Origin of the sequence: Paractinoplanes bogorensis, from assembly GCF_018829635.1 — a bacterium.
Taxonomy (GTDB): Bacteria; Actinomycetota; Actinomycetes; order Mycobacteriales; family Micromonosporaceae; genus Actinoplanes; species Actinoplanes bogorensis.
The window spans coordinates 594102-606042 of sequence record NZ_JAHKKG010000007.1; the positions used below are offsets into that span (position 1 = coordinate 594102).

The following is an 11941-nucleotide window of genomic DNA, read 5'->3' on the forward strand; positions in this document are numbered from 1 at the left end:
CTCGCTACTCGGCTTCGGCGGCGACCGCGCGCACGGCGGCCACGACCCGGTCCCGGTCGTTCTCGGTCAGCGCGGACCCGCTCGGCAGGCACAGTCCCCGCTCGAACAGGTCGGCGCAGACGTCACCGCCGCGCATCACGCAGTCGCGGAAGACCGGCTGCAGGTGCATCGGCTTCCAGGTGGGCCGCGCCTCGATGTCGTGGGCGGCGAGACGCGCGAGCACCCGGTCGCGGCTCGCGCCGAACCGCTCGGCGTCGATCAGCAGGCAGGTCAGCCACCAGTTGGCCGTGCCGTAGCCGGCGATCGGCATGAAGGTCACCCCGGGCAGGTCGCCCAGCGCCGACCGGTAGTAGCGGCCGGTCTCGCGGCGGGCGGCGATCATCGAATCGAGCCGTTGCAGCTGCCCCCGGCCGACCGCGGCGAGCAGGTTGCTGAGCCGGTAGTTGTAGCCGACCGAGCGGTGCTCGTAGTGTGGCAGCGGCTCGCGGGCCTGCGTCGCCAGGTGCCGCGTACGGGCGGCCACCCGGTCGTCGTCCGTGACGAGCATTCCGCCACCGCCGGTGGTAATGATCTTGTTGCCGTTGAACGACAGCACCCCGGCCAGCCCGAACGACCCGGCCGGCCGCCCCCGGTACGACGCCCCGAGCGCCTCGGCCGCGTCCTCGATCAGCGCGACGCCGTATCGGTCGCACGCGTCGACGAGCGGTTCGTAGTCGGCACATTGTCCGTACATGTCCACGGCGATCACCGCGCGCGGCGGCCGTCCCTTGGCGCAGCGCCGCTTCAGTTCCTCGGTCACCAGCGCCGGGTCGACGTTCCAGCTCGCGGTCGTGCTGTCCAGGAACACCGGTCGCGCACCCAGATACATGACCGCGTTCGCCGTGGCGGCAAAAGTGAAAGACGGGACCAAAACCGTGTCTCCCGTACGCACCCCCGCCGCCACAAGCGCAAGATGCAGCGCGGCCGTACCACTGCTGAGGGCCACCGCATGCCGTACGCCGACGAGCTCGGCCATCTGCGCCTCGAACGCGTCGAGATCGGGGCCGACCGGCGCGACCCAGTTGGAGTCGAACGCCTCGAGCAGCAGCTTGCGTTCGAGCTCGCCGACGTCGGGCGGGGACAGCCAGATCCTGGTCTCAGTCATGAACCCTCGTCCTAACCGCCCACAACGGCCAGGCCGGGTGCAGGCCCTGCCGGTGGATCATCAACGGGGAGTCGCCCGGATGCATCGCCGGGCGCAGGGTGCTGGCGAAGCACCGGTAACCGGCCTCCCGCGCCAGCGTCACGTCGCGCTGTCCGAAATCGACGGCCGGATGCCCGTACGGGGCCGCGAAGTCTTTGATCTCGACGCCCAGCTCGTCCTCGATCTCGCGCTTGGAACCGGCGATCTCGCGGTGCGCGTCGGCGTCGTTCAGGTCGGCCAGGCGCTGGTGGGTGACCGTGTGCGAGCCGAAGGAGAAGCCGTCCACCGCCATCTTGCGGCAGTCGTCCCAGCTCAGGTTGCCCGGGCGGCCGACCAGATCGGTGGTCAGGAAGAACATGGCGGGCACGTTCAGCTCGCGCAGCACCGGCACGACGACGTCACGCCAGCTCGCGTGCCCGTCGTCGAACGAGAGGCAGAACGCCGGCCCGGTCAGCTTGCGCCGCCCGTCCAGGATCGCGAGCGCGTCGTCCCAGCTCACCATCGGGCCCAGGCGCAGGAAGGCCCGGAGGTGGCGGCGCAGGTCGGCCGAGTATTCCGGCAGGACGTCGTGATAGAAGGGGAAGTAGAGCCCGGCCGTGGTGGGCAGCCGGCGGAAAGCACCGGCCGTCGCCAGGATGCGGCCCTGCACGCGGGGGCGGGCCCGGAGCCTGCTGCGCAGCCCGAGCTCGTTCAAGCGTCGTTTGATCAAGGTCGGGGACGGCATCGGCACCCTCCGGCTCACTTCGTCCGCATCAACCTTTCCAAGCGGCGCGCAACGATGTCAGTAGCAATTGTCATAAGGAATGTGAGGACTTCTCATGTCATTTATGACGTCGTTGCTCTGTTGTTCCGCCATGCCCGCGGAATAGCCTCGGGAGGGCGCCGCGCGCGTCATTCCGGGCGCTTTTTACGGAGGGTGACTCATGCTGCGACTGCACCGGGTGACACCTTCGGCCGACGTGTGGGCCGAGCGGGCGACGTACGACGACCGCCTGATCTTCCACACCGAGCCGTGGCTGCGATTCGTCGCCGAAGCCCAGCGGGCCGAGCCCGTCCTGGCCCGCGTCGTCGACGGCACCACCACCGTCGGCCACTTCACCGGCCTCGTCTCCAAGCGCTTCGGCCTGCGGATTCTCGGCAGCCCGATGGCCGGCTGGACCACCTCGTACGTGGGCTTCACCCTCGATGAAGGGGTGGCCCGCCGGGCCGCGCTCGAGGCGCTGATGCCGTTCGCGTTCGGTGACCTGGGCTGCGCACACCTCGAGATCCGTGACCGCGGCCTGACCCCTCTTGATCTGGACGGCCTGGGACTGAAGTGGGCCGACGCCCCCACCGCGGTGATCTCGTTGGAGCCCTCCGAAGACGAGTTGTTCGGTGCGATGGCAAGCGCGTGCCGGCGCAATATCCGAAAAGCCGACCGAAGTGGAGTCGTTGTCGAGGAAGTTGTCGATGATCCGACTTTCGCCGACGATTTCTACGCGCAGTTACGCGACGTTTTCGCCAAACAGAATCTCGTACCCACCTATTCCATCGAGCGCGTCCGTTCCCTGATTCGCCACGTCGCCCCGTCCGGTCAGCTGCTGCTCCTGCGCGCCCGCGACGCGTCCGGCCGGTGCATAGCCACCGCGATCCTGCCCTGGTACCACCGCACGATGTATTTCTGGGGCGGTGCCAGCTTCCGCGCCGACCAGCACCTGCGTCCCAACGAGACCCTGATCTGGCACGCGTTGCGTTGGGCCCGGGCCCGAGGCGTAACCGAGTTCGACTTCGTCGGCGGTAATGCCTACAAGTCCAAGTACGGCACCACTACCGTTCCGGTGCCTTGGGCCCGCCGCTCCCGCTCGCCGTTGGTGGCCAACCTGCGGGACGCGGCTCAGCAGGGGTTCGCCTTGAAGCAGCGTGCGGTCGCCCGGTTGACCGGTGCTCACTCCTGATCGCGCCGCTCGGGTACAAATCAGGTCCAGAAGCATTGCTACGACGTGGTTGTCCAGCGGCTCGTGGTCAGGAGTGATGTCTTGTTGATGGGCAGCAGGCCGTCGTCGAGGTCGCGGAGCCGCTGGTAGATGTCGCGCATCCTGCTGCGGTCCGGGATGAAGGCGGAGCCGGCTGCCTTTTCCAGCACGGTGAGGGTGCTGGCCACGCTGATCGATCCCAAGGCGCTGTCGGCGGCTCTAAGCCTTTGCAGGCGTCGCACTCACTGGAGGCGATCCGGACGCCGGGCCCGTCATCAATAAGCACGATGACATCGGAGCCGGACTCCGCGGCAACGACGGCGTGGGCGATCACCATCGTTTCGCCTAGATCCTTTGAGTGCTTGAGCCGCTCGTCCATGGGCAGCTGCGCGATCCGGTGTACGACTCGAGCCAGTTCGGGAGTCACATCGTCGGGCAGGATCTGAATCCAGTCGGGGGTCAGCTTGCGCCAGACCATTTCCGCGGGCCGGAATCGCCGGTCCTGAGCCGCCTTGCGGAGGACCTCAGTCTCCACCGACGCGGGGACGCTGAGCCGGCCCATCATGGAGATGAGTAGCCTTTCCTGGTTGATCGACAGAAAGTTCAGGCCAGGCCCGGCATCCATGATGGGTCGATGGATCATCTCGCATCTGGCTCCGATGCCTTGTTTGGGGAATCGGCTGCGCTGTCGAGCGCGTCGTTCAAGGCTTCGAGATCGATCTCCACATCGGGCAGTTCGTCGGGATCTGTCCACGTGACCGAGTGCTGCGCCGGGAAGATCCCGGCTTCGCGTAGCTCGGCTGCCGCCTCCTCCGACGTGATCCCTCGTAATGTGGCGATCGTCTGAGTGGAAACGACGCCCTCGATATAGCCATGGATAGCCCGGGCGAGCAGCCGCTGAGGCGCCCGGCGCTGGTCGGCGTCGTCCTGGAGCGAGCGATAGTGATCGCTCCAGCCGAACCGGACCGCAAGCTGTGGGGCGGTCACGGTCATCCACTCTCGTTTGGTGTCGCCATCGATGAGTCCAGCCAGCTCGAGAGCGATCGCGGCAATCTGGGGCGACACCAGAAAACGTTGTACCACCGCCGAAAGCGCGGCCAAGCCGATCCCGTCTGCTCCGTCCAGAAAGATTCGCAGCCCATCCATCGGCAGCAGTAGATGCCGGGCGAAGGCGTTGGCCCGGCTCTCGGCCTGCGATGGAGCGCTCCAGTCGCAGTCGCTGTTGTCGGCCCAGTCGCCAAAGGTGACATGGCCGAGTTCGTGAGCCAGCGTGCTGCGTTGCCGCATCGGATGTCTGGTTCGGGCGACGCCGATGAACACGGCGCTCCGCTGCGGATCGCGCATCGTCAGACCGTGTTCATCGGCTCCGACGTCGAGGATGGCCACGTCGACGCCGGCTGACTGCTCGATCAGGGCCACAAGATCACCCAGCGGCTGGAGTCCCAGACGGTGCTTCGCGCGGAACCCTTCGGCCGCCGCGCGTCCTTCCGCCTGGGGGTTCACGATCGCTGTCACCGCCGCCAGACCGTGGCCGGGATGGCCTGGTCGTCCAGGTAGTCGTCCAGCTCGAGGTAGTGCAGCAGGATGTCTCGCATGCCGCCCATGTCGGATCCATTGGTGGCCCGGGCCGCGCATTGGACGCGATCGGCCACCGTGCCGGTGCCGGCGAGCTGCGCGACCGTATGACCAGTCGCCCATGAGATCGCCACGATCTCCGGCATCTTTGCCACGCGATCGCCCGAGATGATCCGCGACAGTGTGGGCTGTGAGATGCCCGTCGCGTCGGCAAGTGCGCGTTGGCTGAGACCCGCGGCCACTCGTGCCTTCTCTATCAGCGAGCCAACGTCGATGCTTTTCATACCGCCGCCCCCGCACGTTGAATCATGATCGCTCGTAGTGATTCAGTCTACTCGCCGGGCGACGGCGGCGCCATGTTTCGGAGGACGCTGAGCTCCTGTTCCGACTGCCGCGACGTGGGGCAGCCCGAGTCGCCGCTAAGGAGTAGCCGGATCTCGCAGGATCTGCAAGAACTTGCAGGAGAGAGATCAAGCGGCCGGAGTATCAACCGCCCGATCAGCCCGCTTAGGGGCCTTTGCGGTGGAATCGCGAACCACGAGCTCGGGCCGGAAGAGGTACTCCGAGTGGGGAGCACCGTGCCCGTTGATCTCGTCCATCAGGGAGCGGACGGCCGCCACGGCCATGGCGGTCACCGGCTGGCGCAGGGTGGTCAAGGGGGGATCGGTGAAGGCGATCAACGGCGAATCGTCGAACCCGATCACGGAGACGTCGGCCGGGACGGCGAGGCCCCGGCGGCGGGCGGCTCGGATTGCGCCCAGCGCCATCAGGTCGGAACCGCAGACTATGCCGGTTACGCCCTTGGAGAGCAGGCGGTCGGCGGCCACCTCGCCGCCCTCTACGCCGAACAGCGTCAGTGAGACGTAGTCGTCGAGGGCGCTGTCGGGTACGCCCAGCTCGCGTTTCATTGCCTGGCGGTAGCCGGCCAGCTTGCGCTGGACGGCGATGAAACGGTTGGGGCCCGAGATCATGCCGATGCGTTTGTGGCCCAGCGCCACCAGATGTGTCACGGCCAGGTCGCCGGCCAGCCGTTCGTCGCAGGAGACGAACGGGACCTCGATGCCCTCGGCGTAGCCGTTCATCAGGACGATCGGCAGTGGGCGGTCGAGGAGGCGCTGGTAGCGGGCGTGGTCGGCGGTGGTGTCGGCGGACAGGCCGGACACGAAGACGATGCCGGAGACTTGGCGGTCGAGCAGCATCTCGACGTATTCGTCCTCGGTCACGCCGCCGGGGGACTGGGTGCACAGCACCGGCGTGTAACCCTGCTGGGCCAGCGTCGACTCGATCACCTGGGCGAAGGCCGGGAAGATCGGGTTGTCGAGCTCGGGAACGACCAGGCCGACCAGGCCGGCGCTGCGCTTGCGCAGCCGTTCGGGGCGCTCGTAGCCGAGGACGTCGAGCGCCGTGAGCACCGCCTGGCGGGTCTCGTGGGAGACGCCGGGGCGGTCGTTGATGACACGCGAGACCGTCGCCTCACTGACCTGGGCCTGACGGGCGATGTCGGCCATCCGTGCACGCATGCCGCCAACTCTAGTGCCGCCGTGTTGCGCGAGAGTTCCTGCAAGCTCTTCCATTCATTGCAAGAGGTTGCTAACGTCCCGGCAACAAGAACGACACTGGCCGATGTCCGATGGCCGCGCCTCACGCTGCGCGTTTCCGCAGCTGAGGGCGAATTCGCAGCGATCCCACCGAAGTGATGACCAGCGACCCGCCCCTGCGGCGGCGCGCCTGCTGATGAAACTTTCACCAAGACATGACAGGAGACTGCACATGCGCATCCGTCTCGCGAGCGTGGTGGGAGTTGCCACCACCACAGCCGCCCTGACCTGCGCCCTGGCCGGCTGTGGTGGCGGCACTGACAAGGCCACCGACAGCCCATCCGGGAAGGCGCAGGCCGAAACGAAAAGCGAGCTCGTGATCTGGGCCGACGACAAGCGGTCGGCCGCCCTCCAGCCGTTCGCCGAGAAGTTCGGCACCGAGAACGGCGTCACCGTCAAGGTTCAGGCCATCTCGAAGGACCAGCAGACCACCTTTGTCACCGCGTCCCAGCAGGGCAGCGGCCCGGACGTGATGGTCGGCGCGCACGACTGGATCGGCAACCTGGTGCAGAACGGCGCGATCGACCCGGTCCAGCTCGGTGACGAGCAGAAGAGCGGCCTGAACCCCAACGCGCTCAAGGCGGTCACCTTCAACGGGCAGACCTACGGGGTCCCGTACGCGATGGAGAATCTCGCCCTGATCCGCAACACCGATCTGGCTCCGCAGGCCCCGGCGACCATCGAAGACCTGGTCAAGACGGCGAATGAGTTGAAGGCGGCCAAGAAGGTCACCGAGACGCTCTGCCTGCAGGTCGGTCAGAACGGCGACGCCTACCACCTGTACCCGCTGTATTCGAGCGCCGGCGGCTATCTGTTCGGCACCAGCGCCAACGGTGACTACGACCCGAAGGACCTGGGCGTGGGCAAGCCGGAGTCGGTGGCCGCGTTCAAGAAGATCGCGGCGATCGGCGAAAAGGGAACGGGCGCCCTCAAGCGCTCGATCACCCCGGAGAACTCGATCGCCACGTTCACCGGCAAGAAGTGCGCGTTCCTGGTCAGCGGTCCGTGGGCGATCACCGACGTCAAGAAGGCCAAGCTCCCGTACGACATCAGCCCGGTCCCCGGTTTTGCCGGTGGACAGCCGGCCCGCCCGTTCCTCGGCGTGCAGAGCTTCTATGTCGCGTCGAAGGGCAAGAACAAGGCGCTGGCCCAGGAGTTCGTGACCAACTATGTGACCACGCCCGACCTGGCCGTCGCGCTCTACGAGGCCGAGCCCCGGCCGCCGGCCCTGACGTCGGCGTTCGACCAGGTGAAGACCAAGGACGCGGATCTCGAGAAGTTCGTGGCGGCCGGCAAGGACGGTCAGCCGCTGCCGGCGATTCCCGAGATGGCGGCGATCTGGGACCCGTTCGGCAAGGCCGAGGCGGCGGTGATCGGTGGCGCCGACCCGACGAAGACGATCACGGCCGCGGGCAAGACCATCACCGCCGCGATCAGCAAGTAAATGACGACGCAGCTGAGCGGGCCCGTCACCCGGGCCCGCCCCGCGCCGGAGGAGGAGCCGGCCGCGAAAAATGGGTGGATCAGGATCCCGCTGCTGGCCGTCACGGTGGCGATCGCGATCTGGGCGGCCTTCCCGCTGATCGACAACCGGGCCTGGACCGGGCTCGCGATCCTCACCGCCACCACGGCCGGCCTGGTCTACCTGTACACGACGCCGCGCCACGTTCCGCTGAAGTACCTGGCACCGGGCACGATCCTGCTGGTCCTGTTTCAAATCTTCCCGGTGCTTTACACGGCAAGCACAGCCTTCACCAACTTCGGCGACGGCCATCGCGGCACCAAACAGGACGCCGTCGTGGCCATCCAAACCGCGTCGGTCACCCAGGTGCCGGGTTCCCGCCAGTACGCCCTCACGGTCGCGACCACGGGTGACCCGGCGACGGGCCCCCTGGTCTTCCTGATCACCGATCCGGCCACCGGGCAGGTGAGCGCGGGCGATGCGAGCGGTCGGAAAGACGTGACATCGGAGGTCACGATCGGTGGCACCGGCCGGGTCACAGCGGCCGACAACTACACGGTCCTCAACGCCGGCCAGGCGAGCCTGCGCAGCCAGGAGATCACCGCATTGGCCGTGCCGACCGAGGGCGGGGCCATTCGCTCCTCGGGGCTTTCCCGCGCGTACGAGGGAAGGGCCGGCCGTGCCTATGACCGGAACTGTGACTGCATCCGGGACACCACGACGGGAAAGACGTGGACCGCGGACGAGAGTGCCGGCGCGTTCGTGTCGAGCGACGGCGAACGGCTGGCCCAGGGCTGGAAGGTGAGCGTCGGGCTGAGCAACTTCACCAGGGTGCTCACTGATTCGGCGATTTCCACACCCTTCCTCCGTACGCTCGTCTGGAACTTCGCCTTCGCCCTGGCCTCGACGGGCGGGACGTTCGTGCTCGGACTGCTGCTCGCGATGGCCATGCACTCGGACCGCGTCCGTGGACGCACCTTCTATCGGGTGCTGCTGGTCCTGCCGTACGCGATGCCCTCGTTCGCGATGCTGCTGGTCTGGCGGGACATGTTCAACACCGACTTCGGCCTGATCAACAACCTGTTCGGCAGCCACGTCGACTGGTTCGGGGGCAGCGCGTCGGCCCGGCTGGCGGTGATCCTCGTGCAGTTGTGGCTGGGCTACCCGTACATGTTCCTGGTCGCGACCGGGGCGTTGCAGGCGATCCCGCGCGAGTTGTCCGAGGCCTCCCGCATCGACGGCGCGAGCCCGTGGGCCGGCTTCCGGCGGATCACGCTGCCGCTGCTGATGGTGGCGCTGACCCCGCTGCTGATCTCGTCGTTCGCGTTCAACTTCAACAACTTCAACGCGATCTACCTGACCACCGAGGGCGCGCCGTTCCCGGCCGACAATCCGGCCAACGGTGCGACCGACCTGCTGATCACCTACACCTACCGGATCGCGTTCGGCGGCGGGGGCGCGCAGTACGGCTACGCGGCCGCCATCTCGATCTTCATCTTCCTCATCGTCGCCGTGGTCTCCGCGGTGAGTTTCCGCCGTACGCGTCGTCTCGAGGAGGTCCACGCATGATGACCTGGATCAGACAGGTCGGCTGGCGACATCTCGTCGGCGTCGCCATGCTCGTGTTCGCCCTGGCGCCGATCGTCTTCGTGATCTCGGCGGCGGTCAACCCGCTCGGCACCCTGTCGTCGAGTGAGCTCGTGCCGACCGGCGCCTCGGCCGGCAACTTCGAGCGGCTCTTCGAAGACACCCAGTTCGGCCGCTGGTTCCTCAACTCGCTGGTGATCGCGCTGGCGTCGTCGGCGGCGTCGGTGTTCATCTCGGCCCTGGCCGCCTACGCGTTCAGCCGGCGGCGATTCCGCGGGCGGCGGGTGGGCCTGCTGTCGGTGCTGCTCATCCAGATGTTCCCGCAGTTCCTGGCGATCGTCGCGATCTTCCTGATCTTCTCGACGGTCACCGAATATTGGCCCGCGATCGGCTTCAACACGTGGTGGGGCCTGATCCTGCTCTATCTCGGCGGCGCCCTGGGCGTGAACACCTGGCTGATGAAGGGCTTCTTCGACACCCTGCCGCGTGAGCTGGACGAGTCGGCCACGGTGGACGGCGCCTCGCACACGCAGGTGTTCTTCCGCATCCTGCTGCCGCTGGTCGCGCCGATCCTCGCGGTCACCGCGCTGCTGGCCTTCATCGGCACGATCAACGAGTTCCTCATCGCCAACGTGTTCCTCACCGACCAGGGTTCCAAGACGCTGGCCGTGGGCCTGTTCGGCATGGTGGCGGGGGAGCGCAACAACAACTTCGGCATGTTCTGCGCCGGCACCCTGCTCACCGCGATCCCCACGGTTCTCGTCTTCCAGCTGTTGCAGCGTTACATCACCGACGGGCTGACGGCTGGGGCGGTAAAGGGGTGACGGGATGAGGCCGCACCACGACGGCAGTGAGCTGTACGTCAGCGATCCCGCGCCGACGCTCGGCGACACGGTCAGTGTGTTCGTCCGGGTGCCGCGCGGGACCGGGGTGTCGCGCGTGCACATGCGCTGGGTCCGCGACGGCGAGCCGATCTTCAGCTCCCTCAAGGTTGATCGTCGGACCGGAGGTGACACCTGGTGGCGCGGCGATGTAACCGCGCACAACCCGGTCACCCGCTACCGGTTCCTGCTCGGCACCACGGCCGGAGTGCGATGGCTGACCGGGCTCGGCCTGACCGCTCACGACGTCCCCGACAGCACCGATTTCCGGCTGGTGGCGCAACCGTCCGCACCGTCCTGGGCGCGCGACGCCGTCGTCTATCAGATCTTTCCCGACCGGTACGCCCGTTCGCCCGCGGCGGATCTGCGGGACACCCCGGACTGGGCGATCCGGGCCACGTCGTGGGACGAACCGGTGACGCCGGGCCCCGACGCCGTCCGCGTCCTCTACGGCGGCGACCTCGACGGCATCGCCCGGCGACTCGACCACGTCACCGCCCTCGGTGCCGACACGCTCTATCTGACCCCGTTCTTCGAGGCCCGTTCCAACCACCGCTACGACGCCGCCGGTTTCGACCGTGTCGACCCGCTGCTCGGCGGCGACCGGGCCCTCGAACGGCTCTCGTCGGCCGCCCGCGAACGGGGACTGCGGCTGATCGGCGACCTCACCACCAACCACACCGGCGCCGCGCATCCGTGGTTCGCGGAACGGCCCGACTTCTACTACCCGGGCGTGTTCTGGCTCGGCGAACCCAGTCTGCCCAAGCTCAACTGGGCCAGTGCCGAACTGCGGCGAGAATTCCGGGCCATCGTCCGGCGATGGCTTTCCCAGCCGTACGGGCTGTCCGGCTGGCGTGTCGACGTCGCCAACATGACCGCCCGGCACGGCGCCGACGACTGGAACCACGAGGTCGCCGCGATGCTGCGGGAGGCCCTGCTCGAGGCCCGGCCGGACGGGCTGCTGCTGGCCGAGCACGGGCACGACGCGACCGGCGACCTCGACCGCGACGGCTGGCACGGCACGATGAACTACGCCGGCTTCACACGTCCGGTGTGGAGCTGGCTGCGCGCCGACCACGTGCCGTTCGACGGTTTTCTCGGGCAGCCCGAAGACCTGCCGTCGACCGGGGCCGAATCGCTGGTCGCGACCATGTCGGCGTTCGCGTCGCAGATGTCGTGGCGCTCGTGGGAGTCGTCGTGGTCGCTGCTCGGCTCGCACGACACGGCCCGGATCCGCACTGTCGTGGGTGATGCCGACCGCCAGCACGTCGCCGCCGGGCTGCTGTTCACCCTGCCCGGTACGCCGATGGTGTTCGCCGGCGACGAGATCGGCCTGACCGGCGGCGGCAACGAGTCGGCGCGCGTCCCGATGCCCTGGAACCGCCCGTGGGACACCACGACGCTGACCCGCTACCAGGAGTTGATCGCGCTGCGCAAAGCGTCGCCGGCCCTGCGTCGCGGTGGCCTGCGGTGGGTCCACGCGGACGGCGATGCGCTGCTGTTCCGACGAGAAAGCGCGGAGCAGAGCGTGCTCGTGCTGGCGTCCCGCAACCCCGCCGGCCGCATCAAGGCAGCCGGATTGATGCCCGGCACGACTCTGGAAAACCTTTACGGCGGCGCGCCGCCGCTGCACATTGAATCCGATGGTTCCACCGCCATCGATGCCTCCGGCCCGGCCGTGCAGGTCTGGGCTCTCCCATAGA

The 11941-nt window shown here is 67.8% G+C and carries 11 protein-coding genes; 5 read left to right on the forward strand and 6 right to left on the reverse strand.

The window, feature by feature from the left end; all coding sequences use genetic code 11:
- Positions 1-4: 4 nt before the first annotated feature.
- Positions 5-1144 carry an aminotransferase class I/II-fold pyridoxal phosphate-dependent enzyme gene (locus KOI35_RS25285; RefSeq protein WP_215790718.1) on the reverse strand — a complete coding sequence of 380 codons (1140 nt, stop codon included), beginning with the start codon at positions 1142-1144 and terminating at the stop codon, positions 5-7.
- The gene (locus KOI35_RS25290; RefSeq protein ID WP_246613657.1) at positions 1137-1877 is read right to left on the reverse strand and encodes a polysaccharide deacetylase family protein; all 741 of its coding nucleotides are present in this window, start codon (positions 1875-1877) and stop codon (positions 1137-1139) included. The genes KOI35_RS25285 and KOI35_RS25290 overlap by 8 nt, the downstream gene beginning before the upstream one ends.
- 229 nt (positions 1878-2106) lie before the next feature.
- Here KOI35_RS25290 and KOI35_RS25295 point away from each other — a divergent pair, with 229 nt between their 5' ends.
- Complete coding sequence (locus KOI35_RS25295) at positions 2107-3117, forward strand: GNAT family N-acetyltransferase (protein ID WP_215790723.1); 1011 nt, start codon at positions 2107-2109, stop codon at positions 3115-3117.
- A 38-nt stretch (positions 3118-3155) separates the two neighbouring features.
- Here KOI35_RS25295 and KOI35_RS25300 read toward each other — a convergent pair whose 3' ends face one another.
- From KOI35_RS25300 to KOI35_RS25315, 4 genes are all read right to left on the reverse strand, one after another.
- Positions 3156-3323: a hypothetical protein gene (locus KOI35_RS25300; protein ID WP_215790725.1), complete on the reverse strand. Its 168-nt coding sequence runs from the start codon at positions 3321-3323 to the stop codon at positions 3156-3158.
- A gap of 451 nt (positions 3324-3774) precedes the next feature.
- On the reverse strand, positions 3775-4650 hold the full coding sequence (locus tag KOI35_RS25305; protein ID WP_308121142.1) for an ImmA/IrrE family metallo-endopeptidase: 876 nt from the start codon (positions 4648-4650) through the stop codon (positions 3775-3777).
- Positions 4647-4994 carry a helix-turn-helix domain-containing protein gene (locus tag KOI35_RS25310; protein WP_215790726.1) on the reverse strand — a complete coding sequence of 116 codons (348 nt, stop codon included), beginning with the start codon at positions 4992-4994 and terminating at the stop codon, positions 4647-4649. Before KOI35_RS25310 ends, KOI35_RS25305 begins: the two co-directional genes overlap by 4 nt.
- A gap of 186 nt (positions 4995-5180) precedes the next feature.
- On the reverse strand, positions 5181-6230 hold the full coding sequence (locus KOI35_RS25315) for a LacI family DNA-binding transcriptional regulator (protein WP_215790728.1): 1050 nt from the start codon (positions 6228-6230) through the stop codon (positions 5181-5183).
- A 250-nt stretch (positions 6231-6480) separates the two neighbouring features.
- On the opposite strand from KOI35_RS25315, the gene KOI35_RS25320 reads away from it, so the two are divergent.
- The 4 genes from KOI35_RS25320 to KOI35_RS25335 are packed head-to-tail and all read left to right on the forward strand — an operon-like array spanning position 6481 to position 11940.
- On the forward strand, positions 6481-7752 hold the full coding sequence (locus tag KOI35_RS25320) for a sugar ABC transporter substrate-binding protein (protein WP_215790730.1): 1272 nt from the start codon (positions 6481-6483) through the stop codon (positions 7750-7752).
- A complete protein-coding gene (locus tag KOI35_RS25325; RefSeq protein WP_215790731.1) occupies positions 7753-9339 on the forward strand; it encodes an ABC transporter permease subunit in 1587 nt (528 codons plus the stop codon).
- Positions 9336-10181: a sugar ABC transporter permease gene (locus tag KOI35_RS25330; RefSeq protein WP_438870622.1), complete on the forward strand. Its 846-nt coding sequence runs from the start codon at positions 9336-9338 to the stop codon at positions 10179-10181. Before KOI35_RS25325 ends, KOI35_RS25330 begins: the two co-directional genes overlap by 4 nt.
- A 4-nt stretch (positions 10182-10185) precedes the next feature.
- On the forward strand, positions 10186-11940 hold the full coding sequence (locus KOI35_RS25335; protein WP_215790733.1) for a glycoside hydrolase family 13 protein: 1755 nt from the start codon (positions 10186-10188) through the stop codon (positions 11938-11940).
- The last annotated feature ends 1 nt before the right edge of the window (position 11941 follow it).